The sequence below is a fragment of the Streptomyces laculatispora genome (genome assembly GCF_017353455.1).
GTDB lineage: Bacteria > Actinomycetota > Actinomycetes > Streptomycetales > Streptomycetaceae > Streptomyces > Streptomyces laculatispora.
Genome location: NZ_JAFMPZ010000227.1, coordinates 1 through 17,183 on the forward strand (window position 1 = coordinate 1; position 17,183 = coordinate 17,183).

The following is a 17,183-nucleotide window of genomic DNA, read 5'->3' on the forward strand; positions in this document are numbered from 1 at the left end:
CCCGCCGCGCGTTCCGCGGCGCCAAGTTCTTCCGTTCGGTGTTCTTCCTGCCGGTCGTCACCTCGCTGGTGCTGGCCGCCACCGTCTTCGTCTGGATCTTCTCGACCGGCGGCCCGTGGTCCACCCTGATGGGCTGGTTCGGGATGTCCGAGGGCTCCTGGCTCTCCGACGACGTGCTGGTGCTTCCCGCGCTCGCGCTCGTCGGCGTCTGGTCCCGCTTCGGTTACGGGATGCTCATCCTGCTCGCCCGGATGCAGGACATCCCGCGCGAGCTGGAGGAGGCGGCCCTCACCGACGGGGCCGGCCCCTGGCAGCGGTTCCGCTACATCGTGCTGCCGCAGCTCAAGCCCGCTCTGTTCTTCCTCGCCGTGATCGAGACGACCGCCTCGTTCCAGGTCTTCGACGCCGTCTACACCATGACGGGCGGCGGGCCCGCCAACGCCAGCTACACGCTCGTCTTCCAGCTCTACGACGCGGGCTTCAAGTACTTCGACCTGGGTTACGCCTCCGCCATCGGTGTCGCGCTCTTCGTGCTGACCGTGGTCGTCGCGGTGATCCAGCGGCTCGTGATCGGGAAGGACCAGTGACCATGACCGCAGCACCCGAAGAGATGAAGGCCCCGCCCGTCCGCAAGGCCTCCGCGCCCCCGGACCGGGCCGCGCGCCGGGCCGAACGCAAGCTGCGCAAGCTCTCCGAGCAGGACACCGTCCCGTACGGAATGCGTTCCACCCGGACCGGCCGGATCGCGCGCGGCGCACTGCTGACGCTCGCCGCGATCGTGACGGTCTTCCCGTTCTACGCGATGGTCGTGCTCTCGCTGAAGCCGTCCGCCGCGGTCGACTTCCCCGGCAGTCTGCTGCCCTGGCCGCTGACCGGCGAGGCGTACGACACCGTCATGGGCGCCCAGGACGTGCCGCGCTGGCTGTTCAACACGCTGATGTACTCGGTCGTCTCGGTCGTCGGCGTGCTGCTGCTCGCCTCGCTCGCCGGGTACGCGTTCGCCAAGAAGCGCTTCCCTGGCCGGGAGGCCATGTTCTGGTCGTTCCTGTCGATGGTGATGGTCCCGTATCACGTCACGATGATCCCGACCTTCGCGATGATCGCGAAGCTCGGCGGTGTCGACACGTACTGGGGACTGATCGTGCCGACCCTGGCCAACGCCCAGGCGGTGTTCCTGATGCGGCAGTTCATCCAGGGACTGCCGGACGAACTCTTCGAGGCGGCCCGCCTCGACGGGTGCAGCGAGTGGCAGATCTTCTACCGGATCGTGCTGCCGCTGCTGAAGCCGATCCTCGCCACGCTCGGGGTCTTCGTCTTCCTGTGGCACTGGAACGACTTCCTGTGGCCCCTGGTGATCGGCCAGTCCACCGACATGCGCACCCTCACCGTCGGCATCGCCTCGCTCCAGCAGCAGAACGTGCCGCTCAATGTGGTGCTCTCCGGCTCCGTCATCGCGTTCGTGCCCATCTTCGCCGCGTACATGGTGGGCCAGCGCTACTTCACCGAGGGCGTCACCGCGTCCGGAATCAAGGGATAGCCAGGTATATGTTCACCGATGAGGCCGCACTCGAAGAGCGGCTCGCCACCCCCTCCCCCGCGCTCGTCGCCGACCTCGGCCGCCTGGAAGGCGATCTGCTGGTCCTCGGTGCGGGCGGCAAGATGGGACCCAGCCTGTGCCGGCTGGCCCGCCGCGCGCTGGACGCCGCGGGCCGCACGGATGTGACCGTGTACGCGGTCTCCCGCTGGTCCGACAAGGCCGCAGCCGACGAGCTGGAGGCCGCCGGGGTCCGCACGGTCGCCTTCGACCTGATGGACCCGGCCGCCGATCCGACCCGGCTGCCCGATGCCGGGAACGTCGTCTTCATGGTCGGCGCCAAGTTCGGCTCCGCCGGGGCGCCCTCGCTCGCCTGGGCGGTGAACGCCGCGATGCCGGACCGGGTGGCCCGCCGCTGGTCGGGTTCGCGGATCACCGCGTTCTCCACCGGCAACGTGTACCCGCTGGTCCCGGTCTCCTCGGGCGGCTGCACCGAGACCGACCCGGTCGGCCCGGTCGGCGAGTACGCCATGTCGTGCCTCGGCCGGGAGCGGATCTTCGGCCATGCGGCGCTGACCCTCGGCACCAGGGTCGCCAACATCCGACTCAACTACGCCGTGGACCTGCGGTACGGGGTCCTCGCCGACATCGCGTACCGCGTGCAGGCCGGCGAGCCGGTCGATGTGACGACCGGCCACGCCAACGTGGTGTGGCAGGGGTACGCCAACGAGGTCGCGCTGCGCTCGCTGCTGCACGCCACCGACGGCGAGGCGTTCACCCTCAACCTCACCGGCCCGGAGACCGCTTCGGTACGCCGCATCGCGCAGTGGTTCGGCGAGGAGTTCGACCGGGAGCCGGTCCTCGCCGGTACGGAGGCGCCCACCGCGCTGCTCTCCGACGCGAGCCGCTGCCACGCCCTCTTCGGCTACCCGGACGTCGCGCTGCGCACCCTCGTCGAGTGGCAGGCCGACTGGCTGCGGCGCGGGCTGCCGCTGTCCGGCAAGCCCACCAAGTTCCAGGTACGTGACGGAAGGTTCTGATCCACTCCATGTCCACTCCCTCCACACCTTCCCTCCCGTCCACGCCCGCGCTGGAGCTGCTCACCCGCGGCGCCGCGATACCCGCACACCCGCTCGCGCTGCACGCGGACGGCACGTTCGACGAACGCCGGCAGCGCGCGCTCACCCGCTACTACCTGGCGTCCGGGGCGGGCGGCGCCGCCGTCGCCGTCCACACCACGCAGTTCGAGATCCGCGAGCCGGAAGTCGGCCTGTTCCGGCCCGTCCTGGAGCTCGCGGCCGAGACCATCGACGCCGAGGCCGGCCGCCCGTTCGTCAAGGTCGCCGGCGCCTGCGGCTACACCGCGCAGGCCGTCGCCGAGGCCACCACCGCCGCCGAGCTCGGCTACGACGCGGTGCTGCTCAGCCCGGCCGTGCCCGGTGCGGACGAGAAGGGGCTGCTGGAACGGGCACGGGCGGTCGGCGAGGTCCTTCCGGTGATCGGCTTCTACCTCCAGGAGGCCGTCGGGGGAAGGTACTTGTCGCCCGGCTTCTGGTCGGCGTTCACCGATCTGCCGAACACGGCCGCCGTGAAGATCGCCCCGTTCGACCGCTACCGCACCGCCGATGTCGTACGGGCCGTGGCCGCCGCGGACCGGGCCGGCGAGGTGGCGCTGTACACCGGCAACGACGACGACATCGTCGGCGACCTGCTCACCCCGTACGGGACGGCGAACGGCCCGCAGCGCTGGTTCGCGGGCGGACTGCTCGGCCAGTGGGCGGTGTGGACGAGCTCCGCGGTGACCCTGCTCGAAGACGTCCGCCTGGCCCGCGCCGGGGACCACGCGGCGATGGTCCGCTGCCTGGCCCGCCGCACCGAGCTGACCGACGCCAACAGCGCGGTCTTCGACGTACGGGGCGCGTTCCGCGGCTGTATCGCCGGAGTGCACGAAGTGCTGCGCCGCCAGGGCCTGTTGGCGAACATCCGCTGCCTGGACCCGGCCGAGACGCTCTCCCCCGGACAGGCCGAGGAGATCACCCGGGTGGCCGCGGCCTACCCTTGGCTGACCGATGACGCCTTCGTTGCGGAGCACCTCGATGCCTGGCTCTCCTGAACCCACCGACCGCTCCGCCCGGGTGGTCGTCGCCGTACCGCCGCACCTGCGCGCCCAGTTCTTCACCGCCGAGGTGTGGCGGGAGCTGGAGCGGGCCGCACGGCTCACGGTCATCGACGACCACGCGGACCGGGCGGCGGTGGCCGCCGCGCTGCCCGGCGCCCGCGCACTGATCACCTCGTGGCGGGCGCCCAGGGTCGACGCCGAGCTGCTGTCCCACGCGGACCGGCTGGAGCTGGTCGCGCACACCGGCTCGGCGGTCGCGCCCTACGTCACCGAGGACGTGTTCCGGCGGGGCATCCTGGTCACCGAGGCCGGCGACGAGATGGCCCGCCCGGTCGCCGAGGTCGCACTCGCCTTCACCCTCTCGCTGCTCCACCGCATCCAGCGCTTCGACCACGCCCTGCGCGGCGGCCAGGACTGGGCGGCGGCGAGCGAGGCACCGCCACGCCACGAGATCCACGGCAGCGACATCGGGGTGATCGGCGCCTCCCGCACCGGGCGGGCCTACATCCGGCTGGTGCGGGCGATGGGGGCGCGGGTGCGCGTCACCGACCCGTTCCTGTCCGACGCCGACGCCGAGGCGCTCGGCGTGGAGTCCGTACCGCTGGAGACGCTGCTCTCCGGCAGCCGGATCGTGGCCGTGCACGCGCCGGTCACCGAGGAGACCCACCGGATGATCGGCGCCGGACAGTTGGCGCTCATGCCGGACGGCGCGGGCCTGGTGAACACCGCCCGCTCGTGGCTGGTCGACGAGGACGCGCTCCTCGCCGAACTGACCACCGGCCGGCTGGACGCCGCGATCGACGTCTTCGACGCCGAGCCGCTGCCCGTCGGCCACCCCTTCCGCTCCCTGCCGAACGTGCTGCTCACCCCGCACCAGGCGGCCGGCAGCGTCGAGTGCCGGCAGCGGCTCGGCACCAGCGCCGTCAACGAGGTGCTGCGGCTGCTCGCCGGGCGTCCGCCGGTGCACGCCGTCACCGCCGACGCCCTCGTCCGGCTGCGCTGACCGCCGCCGTACCCGTACCGACCCCCGTACCCGTACCCGTCAGGAGATCCACCCTTCATGCGACTGATGCGCATAGGCGAGCCGGGCCACGAGCGCCCGGTCGTCGTCTGCCCCGAGGGCCGCCACTACGACCTGTCGGGCATCACCGACGACATCGACGGCGCGTTCCTCGCCGCGCTGGCCGGCAATCCGCACCTGATCCCCGCCGAGCCGAAGCTCCCGGAGACCGACATCACCGGCGAGCGGATCGGTGCCCCGGTGGCCCGGCCCTCCGCGCTCCTGTGCATCGGACAGAACTACGCCGCCCACGCGGCGGAGTCCGGGGCCGAGCCGCCCGAGCAGCCGATCCTGTTCTACAAGTCCCCGAACACGGTCGTCGGTCCGTACGACGACGTCCTCATCCCGCGCGGATCGAGGAAGACCGACTGGGAGGTGGAGCTGGCCGTCGTCATCGGCCGCCGCGCCTCCTACCTGGACTCCCCCGCCGACGCCGCCGCCCACATCGCGGGCTACGCGGTGAGCAACGACGTCTCCGAGCGCGCCTTCCAGCTGGAGGAGTCGGGCGGCCAGTGGTCCAAGGGCAAGAGCTGCGCCACGTTCAACCCGCTGGGCCCGGTCCTGGTGACGGCCGACGAGGTCGGTGACCCGCAGCAGCTGCGGCTGACCAGCCATGTCAACGGAGAGCCCCGGCAGGACTCCTCCACCGCGGACATGATCTTCAGCGTGGCGCATCTGGTGCACCACCTGTCGCAGTACCTGGTGCTGGAGCCCGGAGACATCATCAACACGGGTACGCCCCAGGGGGTGGCCCTGTCCGGCCGCTTCCCGTACCTGGGCCCGGACGATGTGATGGAGGTCGAGATCTCCGGCCTGGGCCGGCAGCGCAGCGTCTGCCGGCCCGCGTAGTCCCGCTCAGTCCTCCGGGAGTTCGACCGGGGCGATCTCGTCGTAGACGTCGCCGGGGCCGGGGTTGGCCGCATCGGTCGCACCGCCGAACTGGGTCATCACGCCCCAGACGGCGTTCAGCGCGGTCTGCACGGCCCCCTCGGCCCAGCCGGCCGTCCAGGAGATGTCGTCGCCGGCCAGGAACAGGCCCCGCTTGTCGGCGGGCAGCCGGTCCTGCATGAAGTGGGTGAACAGCCGCCGCTGGTAGCGGTAGTGGCCGGGCAGATTGGCCTTGAACGCACCCATGAAGAAGGGCTCGTTCTCCCAGGAGACCGTCACCGGATTACCGATGATGTGCTTCCTGATGTCGACGCCCGGGTAGATCTCGCCGAGCGACTTCAGCATCACGTCCATGCGCTCGGCCGCCGAGAGCGGCAGCCACTTCAGGCTGTCGTCGCACCAGGTGTACGAGAGACAGATGCTGGCCGGCTTGTCCGGGCCGTCGTCCAGGAGGTAGGTACCGCGCGTCATCCGGTCGGTGAGCGTCATCGACATGGTGTCGCGGCCGGTGGGCTCCCCGTTGCCGTCGACGGCCCCGTCCAGCCAGAACGGCCGGTCGACGGGGACGAACAGCTTGGAGGACTCCATGTAGTGGGTGCGCTCCATCGCCGTCCAGTGGTCGATCGGGAAGAGCGCGTCGTCGCAGGCGATCTTGGAGAGCAGCAGCCAGGACTGCCCGGTGAAGACGGCCGCGCGGAAGGTGCGGATGTCACCGGAGGCGTCGGTGACGGTGATCCGGTTCCCGGCGGTGCGGTTCAGCCGCGTCACCGCGGGACGCGGCTCCCCGTCGTGCAGCGAGGCCAGCGAGGTGCCGAGCGGCCAGTGGATGATCTTCTGCGGCTCGCGTTCCCACAGGCGCAGCGGAAGCTGCTGGCTGCCGCCGACGATGGAGCGGTGGTGGTCGTCCGCCTCGGTGTAGACGACGCGCAGGATCTCCAGGATGGAGTTGGGGAAGTCGGTGTCCCAGCCGCCGGTGCCGAAGCCGACCTGGCCGAAGATCTCGCGGTGCCGGAAGGACTTGAAGGCCTCCGAGTCGCAGAGGAAGCCGTAGAACGTCTGGTTGTCGAGCTTCTCGACGAGCCGGGCCCAGATCTCCCGGATCCGCGGCACATCGCGCTCGCGCATCGCCCGGTTCATGTCGGAGAAGTCGGCGCCCTCCTCCAGGCAGCTGTTCCAGGCGTCCATCACGTCCCGGTAGATCTGCGGAAGGTCGTCGATCGTCCGGGCGTAGTGCGACGCGCCCTTCAGGTCGACGACGGTCGACGGGGTGACCGGGGAGAGCGGGTTGGGGAACGGCTTCGTCTCCAGCTCGACCAGGTCGATGTAGTGCTGGAGCGCGGTCGAGGACGGCGGGAAGCGCATCGCGCCCATCTCGGCGGTGAGCGGCTGCCCGTCCACCGTGCAGCCGTCGAACTCGACCGTACGCAGCCGTCCGCCGATCCGGTCGGCCTCGTAGAGGACGGGCCTGAGCCCCATCTTCATCAGCTCGTAGGCGGTGATGATCCCGGAGAGCCCTCCGCCGATGACCGCGACCTCGCTGCCGTGCTCGGTCGCCGGTATCTGTCCGAGCCCGGCGGGGTGTGCGAGGAAGTCGTCGTACGCGTACGGGAAGTCCGGCCCGAACATGGTGATCGGCGGGGCTGCCTCGGTGTGCTGGACGGCGGTGGGCACCGTGGACGTCATGGGGTACGGACTCCTTGCAGGGAAAGTGAGTGAGCGGAGCGGCGGGCTCAGACGAGGGAGCCGTACAGACCGGGGCGGCGGTCGAGCAGATAGGGGTTGCCGGCCCGGGACGCGGCCAGCAGGGCCGGGTCGACGTCCCCGAGGACAAGCTCCTCGCCGCGTCCGGCACGGGTGCGGACCGCACCGTCGGGACCGGCCAGGCAGCTCAGCCCGACGAACTCGAACTCGCCTTCCGGGCCGGTCCGGTTGACGTAGGCGACGTACAGCTGGTTCTCGAAGGCACGGACCGGGACGAGGGACTCTGCGACGAACGGGAAGGGGTGCATCAATGCCGTGGGCACCAGCAGCAGATCGGTGCCGGCGAGGGCGTGCGCCCGCACGTTCTCCGGGAACTCGACGTCGTAGCAGATCATGAGCCCGATGCGTACGCCGTCCAGCTCGGCCTGGACGACCGGCTGCTCGCCGGGGGTGAACCACTGCTGCTCGAAGCCGCCGAAGAGATGGGTCTTGCGGTAGTTCGCGAGCGCGGCGCCGTCGGGCCCGATGAGCTGGGCGGCGTTGTACAGGGTGTCGCCGTCCCGCTCCGGGTAGCCGTAGTGAACGGCGAGCCCGTGCCGGGCGGCGATCGCGGCGATGGCCTGCGCGGCGGGCCCGTCGGCGGCCTCGGCCAGCCGGGGCACGTCGTCCCCGATCGCGTACCCGGTCAGGAACATCTCGGGGCAGACGAGCAGCCGGGCCCCGCCGGCGGCGGCGCGGCGTGCGGCGTCCTCGATCACCTCGATGTTCCGGGCCACCGAGCCCGGATGTCCGGAGCTCTGGAGCAGGGCGGTGCGCAACGGCGGCATGGCAGACCTCGGGCGGTGCGGGCGGGGCGGGGACGTATTGACGGTACGGTCCGCGATCGCCCCCGGACAAGGCGCGACCGTTGCGCACCGACCGTCGATCCGTTGCGCCCCACCGGGCGCGGGCGACGATTCATTGCGCCCAGCGTTCCCGCAGGTCAACAAGGTGACCCAGGTCTCCGTCCCGACCGGCGGCATCCGGCTGCGGCGCGGCACCCTAGCCCGGCGACCCCGACGAGTACCGCCGCAGCAGCGGCGAGAGCACCAGCACGGACTTCGTCCGCTCGACGTACGGCTCGCCCGCGATCCGCTCCAGCACCTGCTCGAAGTGGCGCATGTCAGCCGCGAACACCTGAACGATCGCGTCCGCGTCCCCGGTCACCGTGGACGCGGACGCGACCTCGGGATACCGGGCGAGACCGTGCTTGATCGACTCCGGCGAGGTGTTGCGGCTGCAGTAGATCTCGATGAACCCCTCGGTCTCCCAGCCGAGCGCCGCCGGATCCACCCGTACGGTGAACCCGGTGATCGCGCCCTCGGCGCGCAGCCTGTCCACCCGGCGCTTCACCGCGGGCGCGGACAGCCCGATGATCGAGCCGATGTCGGCGTAGGAGCGGCGGGCGTCCTCGGCGAGGGCGTGGACGATGCGTTCGTCGAGGTCGTTCAGTCGCACGTCGTACGGATCACTTCTCTGCGATGGCGATGGCCGGGTGACGGCCAGGGCGACGGCCGGTTCGGGGGCGGCGGTGCCGCCCCCGAAGTAGACCACGGGCCCGCCCCGCAGGGCGCGCTCACCGCAGGTGGAACGGGGTCAGAACGGGAACTGCGAGCGCCCGTGCTGCACGGAGATCCACTTCTGGGTGGTGAAGGCGTCGAGCATCGAGTCGCCGTTCAGCCGCCCGAGGCCGGAGCTCTTCTCGCCGCCGAAGGGAACGATCGGCTCGTCGTGGACGGTGCCGTCGTTGATGTGGATCATGCCGGTGCGGATTCGCTGCCCGACCCGGACGCCGCGCTCGACGTTGCCGGTGTGCACCGCGCCGCTCAGCCCGTACGGGGTATCGTTGGCGATCCGGACGGCCTCGTCCTCGCCGTCGAACGGCACGAGGAGCGCGACCGGGCCGAAGATCTCCTGGGACAGCACCGGCGAGTCGGCCGCCAGGCCGGTCAGCACGGAGGGGCTGACGAGGTTGCCGTCGGCCCGCCCGTGCAGCAGTGCGGTCGCACCGGCCTCCACCGTCTGGTCGACGAGCGCGGCGATCGCCTCGGCCTGGGTGGAGTTGATCAGCGGACCGATCTGGGTCGCCGGGTCGGCCGGGTCGCCGACGCGCAGCGAGGCGACCTTGGCGACGAACTTCTCGGTGAACTCCTGCTCCACCGAACGGTCGACCAGAATCCGGTTGGCGGCCATGCAGACCTGCCCCTGGTGCACGTAGCGGCTGAACACCGCGGCGTCGACCGCGTAGTCCACATCGGCGTCGTCGAGCACGATGAGCGCGCTGTTGCCGCCGAGTTCGAGCACGGAACGCTTGAGGTTCGCCGCGCACACGGTCGCGACGTGCCGCCCGACCTTGTCCGAGCCGGTGAAGGAGATGACCTGGGGAACGGGGTGCTCCAGCAGCGCGTCACCGATCTCGGCGATGTCGGTGACCACCACGTTCAGGAGTCCGGCGGGCAGCCCCGCGTCCTCGAACACCTTCGCCACCAGGGTGCCGCCGCAGACCGGCGTGTTCTGGTGCGGCTTGAGCACCACGGCGTTGCCGAGCGCCAGCGCGGGGGCGACCGACTTCAGCGACAGCAGGAAGGGGAAGTTGAACGGGCTGATGACACCCACCACGCCGACGGGCACGCGGTAGACCCGGTTCTCCTTGCCCTCGGTCGGCGAGGGCAGGATCTGCCCGGTGGACCGCAGCGCGAGCTGGATCGACTCGCGCAGGAACTCCTTGGCCAGATGCAGCTCGAAGGCGGCCTTCAGACGTGTGCCACCGAGCTCCGCGACGATCGCGTCACCGATCTCGGCCTCGCGGTCCTCGACGATCCGCAGCGCCTTCTCCAGCACGGCGCGCCGGGCGTAGGCGTTGGTGTCGCCCCAGGCCTGCTGAGCGGTCTCGGCCGCCCGGTACGCCTGGTCCACCTCGTCGGCCGTGGCGACCGTGATCGAGGCGAGCTTCTCCCCGTCGAAGGGGTTGAAGTCGATGATGTCCCAGGACCCCTTGCCCGGCCTCCACTCGCCGTCGATGTACTGATGGGCCAGGTCAGTGAAGAAGGACATGAGATCCCTTACCGCAGAGAGGCGGGCAGCTGATTGGGGTTCATGTTACTTAATTTTCAACTGAGTTGGAAAGCGTGAAAGCGTTCTCAGGCACCCGGATCCGGACATCCGAAACGGCCCGCGCGAGCCCTCCGAAAGGGCCCCTGAGCTCCCTTGGAACGCCCGTGCCCCTTCCGGCGCGAACGGCCGGAAGGGGCACGGATGGTGCGGTGGCGCGGGATCAATTCCAGCTGGCGTGCAGCGGCTTGCCCTCCGCGTAACCGGCGGCGCTCTGCACACCGACGACCGCCTTCTCGGCGAACTCCTCGAGGGAACCCGCGCCGGCGTAGGTGCAGGAGGAGCGGACACCCGCGATGATCGAGTCGACCAGGTCCTCGACGCCGGGACGGGACGGGTCCAGGAACATCCGCGAGGTGGAGATGCCCTCCTCGAAGAGCGCCTTGCGGGCCCGGTCGTACGCGGACTCGTCGGAGGTGCGGTTCTTCACGGCGCGCGCGGACGCCATGCCGAAGGACTCCTTGTAGAAGCGGCCGTCGGCGGACTGCTGGAGGTCGCCGGGCGACTCGTACGTCCCGGCGAACCAGGAACCGATCATCACGTTGGACGCGCCCGCGGCGAGCGCCATGGCGACATCGCGCGGGTGGCGGACGCCGCCGTCCGCCCAGACGTGCTTGCCGTACTTCTTCGCCTCGGCGGCGCACTCCAGGACCGCGGAGAACTGCGGCCGGCCGACCCCGGTCATCATCCGGGTGGTGCACATGGCGCCCGGTCCGACACCGACCTTGATGATGTCGGCGCCGGCCTCGATGAGGTCGCGCACCCCCTCGGCGGCGACGATGTTGCCGGCGACGATCGGCACCTGCGGGTCCAGCGCCCGGACCGCGCGAACCGCGCTGATCATGGACTCCTGGTGACCGTGCGCGGTGTCGACGACCAGCGTGTCGGCGCCGGCGTCGAGGAGCTGCTTGGCCTTGCCGGCCACGTCACCGTTGATCCCGACGGCGGCGGCGATCCGCAGCTTGCCGCCCGCGTCGGTGGCGGGGGTGTAGAGCGTCGCGCGCAGTGCCGCCTTCCGGGTGAGTATGCCGACGAGACGGCCCTGCGCGTCGACCGCGGGGGCGAGCTTGCGGTTGGCGCCGTCGAGCTTGTTGAACGCGTCGCGCGGGTCGATGTCCGCGTCGAGCAGCACCAGGTCCTTGGACATGACCTCGGAGAGCTGGGTGAAGCGGTCGACACCGGTCAGGTCGTGGTCGGTGACCACGCCGACGGGCCGCCGCTCGCTGTCGACGACGACGCCGGCGCCGTGGGCGCGCTTGGGGAGCAGGGACAGCGCGTCGGCGACCGTCTGGCCGGGAGCCAGCACGATGGGCGTGTCGAGCACGAGGTGGCGTGTCTTGACCCAGGCGATGACCTCGGTGACGACCTCGATCGGAATGTCCTGCGGGATGACGACGAGACCGCCGCGACGGGCCATCGTTTCGGCCATCCGGCGGCCCGCGATCGCCGTCATATTCGCGACAACGAGCGGGATGGTGGTGCCGGTGCCGTCGGGCGAGGACAGGTCCACCCCTTGGCGGGATCCGACCGCCGACCGGCCCGGGACCATGAAGACATCGTCGTACGTGAGGTCGTACGGGACGGCGGGGGACTCTGTGTATCGACCGGTGCCGGGCTCAAGAAAACGCATAACACTCATTTTTTCATACGAAATGGCGCAGGTCGTTTCCACGAAGACACAACACATGACTCCCGCGTTCGTGTGTTCCTCCGAGGAACCGGATCGGGAGTCCCGGGCAAGTGGAACCTGCCTTACCCACAGACCCTACCTGCCCGGCATCCCGATCATTCGGGATCAGCATCCCTGGACCTGGTGACAAGGGGTCAGGTAGCTTCAAATGCGCAGGTCCCGCGGGTCAGCCACACGCCCCGGAGGAACAGGCGGATTGGTCACAACTTCCGTCATAAGCACGACCGGAGAGGATCACGACCCGCCCGTGGAGAGCGAACTGCCGGACATCCACTGCCCGTTCCCCCAGCTCACGAACCCGCACGTCGCGCACGTAAGGGCACATCTCGACAGCTGGACCCGCAACACCGGCCTGGTCCACCGGGATTCAGCCAGGGAACGCTTCGAGCAGGCAGACTTCGGGGCCTTCGTAGGCATGGTGTACCCGACCGCCGACAGTGAGAATCTGGACCTTGTCGCCGACTGGTTCGTCTGGCTGTTTCTCGTCGACGACCAGCTGGACGACGGCCATCTCGGCCGGAGCCCGGACCGGGTGCGGAGCGTGGTCGAGCTGATGCGGTGCGTGGTCGACGGCACCGGCACACCGGCGGACGAGGAGCTGCCGGCCGCTGTCGTCGCCCTCGTCGATCTGTGGGAACGCACGGTGCCGGCCGCCGCACCGCAGTGGCGGCGCCGCTTCACCTACCACCTGATGAAGTACCTCACGACCGCCACCACCTGGGAGGCCGGGAACCGGGCCGACGGCGTGGTCCCGCCCGAGGCGACGTACATCGAGAAGCGCCGGCACACCGGTGCGATACATGTCTGCATGGACCTGATAGAGATCGTGGCCGGCATCGAGGCTCCCGAGTCGATCCACAACGATGCCCGGTTCATCATCGCGCTTGAGGCCTCGTGCAACGTCGTGTGCTGGGCCAATGACGTGTACTCGTACGAGAAGGAGCAGGTCCTCGGCGAGATCCACAATCTCGTCCATCTCGTCCGGCACCACCGCGGGTACGGCAAGCAGCAGTCGCTCGACCACGTCTGCGCGGAGATCACCGCCGAGACCGAGCGCTTCCTCGCCGCGGAGGCCGAGCTGCTGAAGGCGTATCCGCAGCTCAACTGGATGCTGAAGCCGTATCTGGACGGGATGCGGAGCTGGATGCGCGGCAATCTCGACTGGTCCCGGCAGACCCCGCGGTACAACCCGGCCGACGTCAGCCAGTACAAGGACCCGGAGCACTATCTGGAGGCGACGGTCCTGGGCGTCCGGCAGGACTGACCCGGGCCGGGAACATCAAGGACGCAGGGGGTGCGGGCGGTGACACCGCCCGCACCCCCTGCGTCCTTCGCTCACTCCCCGTCCGGGTCGGACCGCTCCAGCGCGGGCCTGCGCGGTGCGGCCGAGTCGGTCAGCAGGTAGTCGGCCGCCGCGGTGTCCGTCACCAGGCTGGTGACCAGACCGGACCGCAGCACCGCTCCGATCGCCGCGGCCTTGCGCTGGCCGCCCGCGATCGCCACCACCTCGGGAATCCGGCGCAGCCGGTCCGCCTCGACCGTGATGCAGCGCTCGCCGAGGTCCCGGCCGACCCGCCGGCCCTCCGAGTCGAAGAGGTGCGCCGACATCTCCGCGGCGACGCCGAGCGAGGCGTAGTGCTCCCGCTCCTCGTCGGACAGCATGTCGTGAACCGTGGAGATGCCGGGCTCCCAGGAGCCGATGGACACCGCCGCGACCGTCACCTTGTCGAAGTAGTCGAAGGCGCGGGCGATCCCGGTCTGGTGGCGCAGCGCGGCGGCCGTGGCCGGGTCGGGCAGCAGCATCGGCGCGTAGATCGGGTGGGCCTCGCCCCCGGAGACCTGCGCGGCCCGCCGGACCGCCTCGACCGAGCCGCGCTCGGCGGTCCCCGCGTCGTACACCCCGGTGAGCTGCACGACCGTGCACGGCGGGAGCCGGTCCAGGGCCGCCGCCATGTGGATGGTGGACCGGCCCCAGGCCAGCCCGAGCACATCGCCCTCGTTCACCAGTTCGCCGAGCAGATCGGCCGCGACCTCGCCCAGGTTCTCCGGGTCGGCGGCGTCGTCCTGCTCCTCGGCCGGGGATTCGACCACGACCGCGTGGCGCAGCCCGTAGCGGGCGCGGAGCGCGTCGGAGCGCTCGGCGTCCAGCTCGGCGGGGACCCGGATCTCGATCCGTACGAGGTCGCGTTCCAGCGCCGTCTCCAGGACCCTGGCGACCTTGAAGCGGCTGACGCCGAACTCCTCGGCGATCTGGATCTTGGATTTGCCCTCGAGGTAGAAGCGGCGGGCCATGGCCGCCGCCTGCACCAGCTCCGCGGGCCCCATCCGCAGGGCGGACCGGCCCGCCGACATTGCAGACACCGCGTTCTCCTCACTGCTGTTCACGCTCTTGATACGCCGTTCATCCTGTCAGATACGGCGATCCTTGATCGGTCCCGTCGGACCGCGTTCATCTGCCCTTGGCCGGGCCGACCGGCAATCGGGGGCCGGAGCGGCTGTCGGCTCCGTCGCCCGCGTCAGTGGCCGCACGCCCACGGCGCCGAGGCGATGGCTCCGTCGGCCTTGGCGCGCAAGGCCTGTACCGCCGCGGCCGGGTCCTTGGCGCCGTACACGGCGGAACCGGCGACGAAGACGTCGGCTCCGGCCTCGGCGCACCGTTCGATGGTGGACTCGGAGACCCCGCCGTCGACCTGGAGCCACAGTTCGAGGCCGTGCCTGGAGATCAGCTCACGGGTGCGGCGGATCTTCGGCAGCATGATGTCCAGGAAGGACTGGCCCCCGAAGCCCGGCTCCACCGTCATGATCAGCAGCATGTCGAGCTCGGGGAGCAGGTCCTCGTACGGCTCGATGGGCGTCGCCGGCCTGAGCGCCATGGACGCGCGGGCCCCCTTGGCCCTGATCTCCCGCGCCAGCCGTACGGGGGCGGCCGCGGCCTCCACGTGGAAGGTGACGGATCCCGCCCCCGCCTCGACGTACTGCGGGGCCCAGCGGTCCGCGTCCTCGATCATCAGATGGCAGTCCAGCGGGGTGGACGTGGCCCTGCTGAGTGATTCCACGATCGGCACGCCGAGCGTCAGATTGGGCACGAAGTGGTTGTCCATGACGTCGACATGGAGCCAGTCGGCGCCCTCGACGGCCCGCGCCTCCTCGGCGAGGCGTGCGAAGTCGGCGGAGAGAATGCTGGGGTTGATCTGGGCCATGGGCCAAGCCTGCCACGTTCTGCGGCACTTCCCCGCTTCGGTGCGCTCCAAAGCCTCACGGGATCATTACGGTTCGCACATTCCCGGCTTTTCACCCCCGGTCCGGGGGCGGCCGCCCCTTCAACCGGTCTGATCAGCCGGTACGCCGCAGCACGGCGAGGTACATCGCGTCCGTGCCGTGCAGATGCGGCCACAGCTGGACGTCCGGCCCGTCGCCCAGGGCGGGCACCCCGGGCATGAGCGGACGGGCGTCCACCCACTCGGCCTCGACCGGCGCCCCGCCGCGGCCCTTGAGCACGTCCTCGACGACCACCCGGGTCTCCGCGAGGTGCGGGGAGCAGGTCGCGTAGCCGACGACGCCGCCGATCCGTACGGCCTTCAGCGCCTCGCGCAGCAGACCGCGCTGGAGCGGCGCGAAGCTCTCCAGGTCCTCCTTGCGGCGTCGCCAGCGGGCCTCCGGCCGGCGGCGCAGCGCGCCGAGGCCCGAGCACGGGACGTCCATCAGGATCCGGTCGAAGGTGTCGGGCCGCCACGGCGGGCGGGTGCCGTCGGCGGTGATCACCTGGTACGGGCCGGGGTTGCCGGCCAGCGAGCGCTCGACGAGGCGGGCCCGGTGCGGCTGCTTCTCGGCCGCCAGCAGGGCGGCGCCGCGTCCGGCCGCGAGGGCGGCCAGCAGGGCGGCCTTTCCGCCTGGCCCGGCGCAGCCGTCGAGCCAGCGGGTGTCACGGCCCTCCAGCGGCGCGTTGGCGAGGGCGGCGGCGACGAGCTGGCTGCCCTCGTCCTGGACACCGGCCCGGCTCTCCTGCACGGCGGTCAGTGCGCCGGGCTCGCCGCCCTCGGCCATCCGCACGGCGTAGGGCGACCAGCGGCCGGGGAGCCCGTTCTCCTCGCCCAGCGCCTCCAGCAGCTCATCGGTGGTGGAGCGGCCGGGGCGGGCGACGAGCGTGACCTCGGGCCGTTCGTTGTCGGCCTCCAGCAGGTCCTCGATGCCGGCGCGGCCGCCGCCGAGAGCGTCCCAGAGGGCGGAGACGACCCACCGCGGATGCGAGTGCACGATGGCGAGGTGGTCCTCCGCGTCGTCCTCGTACGAGGGGGCGACCCGCGCCACCCACCCGTCGAGGTCGTCCGCGGAGACCTTGCGCAGGACTGCGTTGACGAACTTGGCGCGCCCCTCGCCGAGCACCACCCGGGCCAGCTCCACACTGGCGGAGACCGCGGCGTGGGTCGGGATACGGGTGCCGAGCAGTTGGTGCACGCCCATGTTCAGCACGTCCAGGACCGGCGGGTCGACCTCGCGCAGCGGCCGGTCGATGCAGGCCGCCACGATCGCGTCGTACGTGCCCTGCCGGCGCAGCGTTCCGTAGACCAGCTCGGTCGCCAGCGCCGCGTCCCGGTTGTCGAAGTCGCCCTTGGCGCGGGCCTTCTTCAACAGCGGGGGAAGGACGAGGTTGGCGTACGCGTCGCGTTCGTCGACGGCCCTGAGGGCCTCGAAGGCAAGGAACCGGACCGGGTCCTTCTGCGGGCGGCGGTGCGGGGTGGCTGGACGGCGACGCGGCTGGTCGTTCACGTGAAAGGTGCTCCGCTGATGGTGAGGGGGCGAACCGCCCCAGCCTACGTCCCCGCCCAGCCCCGGCGCTCCGCGAGAGGCCCCGGGCCCCCGCGGCCCCGGCATGAACCGGGCGGGGGGACCCCAGGGGCTGTCCCGTGGTCCATGGCGGATCACGGGACAGGCCTCAGATCCCGACGAGCCCGCCCGGAACGATGCGCACCCCGCGCGCCCAGTCGGCGGCGCCCATCGGCTTCTTGCCCTGCGGCTGGAACCAGAGCAGCTCGATCGCGTT

15 protein-coding genes and 1 pseudogene are annotated in these 17,183 nt (G+C 70.9%); 7 read left to right on the top strand and 9 right to left on the bottom strand.

Annotation, left to right across the window (positions count from 1 at the left end; translation table 11 throughout):
- The 6 genes from J1C73_RS12850 to J1C73_RS12875 all read left to right on the top strand — a co-directional run.
- On the top strand, positions 1–587 hold a 587-nt coding region (locus tag J1C73_RS12850; RefSeq protein WP_207316486.1), incomplete at its 5' end, for a carbohydrate ABC transporter permease.
- A gap of 2 nt (positions 588–589) precedes the next feature.
- Positions 590–1,537 (top strand): carbohydrate ABC transporter permease, encoded by a 948-nt coding sequence (locus J1C73_RS12855; RefSeq protein ID WP_207316487.1) that lies wholly within the window; start codon positions 590–592, stop codon positions 1,535–1,537.
- A gap of 8 nt (positions 1,538–1,545) precedes the next feature.
- Positions 1,546–2,574, top strand: coding sequence for an NAD-dependent epimerase/dehydratase family protein (locus J1C73_RS12860; protein ID WP_207316488.1), 1,029 nt, complete (start codon positions 1,546–1,548; stop codon positions 2,572–2,574).
- Between the two features lie 8 nt (positions 2,575–2,582).
- Positions 2,583–3,647 (top strand): dihydrodipicolinate synthase family protein, encoded by a 1,065-nt coding sequence (locus J1C73_RS12865; protein WP_207316489.1) that lies wholly within the window; start codon positions 2,583–2,585, stop codon positions 3,645–3,647.
- Complete coding sequence (locus J1C73_RS12870; protein WP_207316490.1) at positions 3,631–4,656, top strand: hydroxyacid dehydrogenase; 1,026 nt, start codon at positions 3,631–3,633, stop codon at positions 4,654–4,656. The genes J1C73_RS12865 and J1C73_RS12870 overlap by 17 nt, the downstream gene beginning before the upstream one ends.
- A 57-nt stretch (positions 4,657–4,713) precedes the next feature.
- On the top strand, positions 4,714–5,562 hold the full coding sequence (locus J1C73_RS12875) for a fumarylacetoacetate hydrolase family protein (RefSeq protein ID WP_207316491.1): 849 nt from the start codon (positions 4,714–4,716) through the stop codon (positions 5,560–5,562).
- Positions 5,563–5,568: 6 nt separating this feature from the next.
- On the opposite strand, the gene J1C73_RS12880 is transcribed toward J1C73_RS12875, so the two are convergent.
- The 5 genes from J1C73_RS12880 to J1C73_RS12900 form a co-directional block, all read right to left on the bottom strand.
- Entirely contained in the window at positions 5,569–7,284 is a 1,716-nt protein-coding gene (locus tag J1C73_RS12880) for a flavin monoamine oxidase family protein (RefSeq protein WP_207316492.1), read from the bottom strand.
- 47 nt (positions 7,285–7,331) lie between these two features.
- On the bottom strand, positions 7,332–8,129 hold the full coding sequence (locus tag J1C73_RS12885) for a carbon-nitrogen hydrolase family protein (protein ID WP_207316493.1): 798 nt from the start codon (positions 8,127–8,129) through the stop codon (positions 7,332–7,334).
- A 214-nt stretch (positions 8,130–8,343) separates the two neighbouring features.
- Entirely contained in the window at positions 8,344–8,799 is a 456-nt protein-coding gene (locus tag J1C73_RS12890; RefSeq protein WP_123469724.1) for an Lrp/AsnC family transcriptional regulator, read from the bottom strand.
- A 138-nt stretch (positions 8,800–8,937) separates the two neighbouring features.
- On the bottom strand, positions 8,938–10,395 hold the full coding sequence (locus J1C73_RS12895) for an aldehyde dehydrogenase family protein (RefSeq protein WP_207316494.1): 1,458 nt from the start codon (positions 10,393–10,395) through the stop codon (positions 8,938–8,940).
- A gap of 220 nt (positions 10,396–10,615) precedes the next feature.
- Positions 10,616–12,082, bottom strand: coding sequence for a GuaB1 family IMP dehydrogenase-related protein (locus J1C73_RS12900; RefSeq protein WP_207316495.1), 1,467 nt, complete (start codon positions 12,080–12,082; stop codon positions 10,616–10,618).
- A gap of 307 nt (positions 12,083–12,389) precedes the next feature.
- On the opposite strand from J1C73_RS12900, the gene J1C73_RS12905 reads away from it, so the two are divergent.
- Complete coding sequence (locus J1C73_RS12905; protein ID WP_207316496.1) at positions 12,390–13,406, top strand: terpene synthase family protein; 1,017 nt, start codon at positions 12,390–12,392, stop codon at positions 13,404–13,406.
- A gap of 71 nt (positions 13,407–13,477) precedes the next feature.
- On the opposite strand, the gene J1C73_RS12910 is transcribed toward J1C73_RS12905, so the two are convergent.
- The 4 genes and pseudogenes from J1C73_RS12910 to J1C73_RS34795 form a co-directional block, all read right to left on the bottom strand.
- Entirely contained in the window at positions 13,478–14,494 is a 1,017-nt protein-coding gene (locus tag J1C73_RS12910; protein WP_207316499.1) for a sugar-binding transcriptional regulator, read from the bottom strand.
- A gap of 164 nt (positions 14,495–14,658) precedes the next feature.
- Entirely contained in the window at positions 14,659–15,342 is a 684-nt protein-coding gene (rpe, locus tag J1C73_RS12915; RefSeq protein WP_207316497.1) for a ribulose-phosphate 3-epimerase, read from the bottom strand.
- Positions 15,343–15,475: 133 nt separating this feature from the next.
- A complete protein-coding gene (locus tag J1C73_RS12920; RefSeq protein WP_207316498.1) occupies positions 15,476–16,909 on the bottom strand; it encodes an RsmB/NOP family class I SAM-dependent RNA methyltransferase in 1,434 nt (477 codons plus the stop codon).
- 166 nt (positions 16,910–17,075) lie between these two features.
- Positions 17,076–17,183 (bottom strand): annotated as a pseudogene (locus tag J1C73_RS34795) (methionyl-tRNA formyltransferase); the annotation flags it as partial.

What these genes read in the sequence shown, in the direction of transcription:
- J1C73_RS12885 (WP_207316493.1), bottom strand. Translation starts at nt 8,129, where the DNA reads ATGCCGCCGTTGCGCACCGCCCTGCTCCAGAGCTCCGGACATCCGGGC.
- J1C73_RS12870 (WP_207316490.1), top strand. Translation starts at nt 3,631, where the DNA reads ATGCCTGGCTCTCCTGAACCCACCGACCGCTCCGCCCGGGTGGTCGTC.
- J1C73_RS12865 (WP_207316489.1), top strand. Translation starts at nt 2,583, where the DNA reads ATGTCCACTCCCTCCACACCTTCCCTCCCGTCCACGCCCGCGCTGGAG.
- J1C73_RS12875 (WP_207316491.1), top strand. Translation starts at nt 4,714, where the DNA reads ATGCGACTGATGCGCATAGGCGAGCCGGGCCACGAGCGCCCGGTCGTC.
- J1C73_RS12900 (WP_207316495.1), bottom strand. Translation starts at nt 12,082, where the DNA reads ATGCGTTTTCTTGAGCCCGGCACCGGTCGATACACAGAGTCCCCCGCC.
- rpe (WP_207316497.1), bottom strand. Translation starts at nt 15,342, where the DNA reads ATGGCCCAGATCAACCCCAGCATTCTCTCCGCCGACTTCGCACGCCTC.
- J1C73_RS12895 (WP_207316494.1), bottom strand. Translation starts at nt 10,395, where the DNA reads ATGTCCTTCTTCACTGACCTGGCCCATCAGTACATCGACGGCGAGTGG.
- J1C73_RS12855 (WP_207316487.1), top strand. Translation starts at nt 590, where the DNA reads ATGACCGCAGCACCCGAAGAGATGAAGGCCCCGCCCGTCCGCAAGGCC.
- J1C73_RS12910 (WP_207316499.1), bottom strand. Translation starts at nt 14,494, where the DNA reads ATGTCGGCGGGCCGGTCCGCCCTGCGGATGGGGCCCGCGGAGCTGGTG.
- J1C73_RS12880 (WP_207316492.1), bottom strand. Translation starts at nt 7,284, where the DNA reads ATGACGTCCACGGTGCCCACCGCCGTCCAGCACACCGAGGCAGCCCCG.
- J1C73_RS12860 (WP_207316488.1), top strand. Translation starts at nt 1,546, where the DNA reads ATGTTCACCGATGAGGCCGCACTCGAAGAGCGGCTCGCCACCCCCTCC.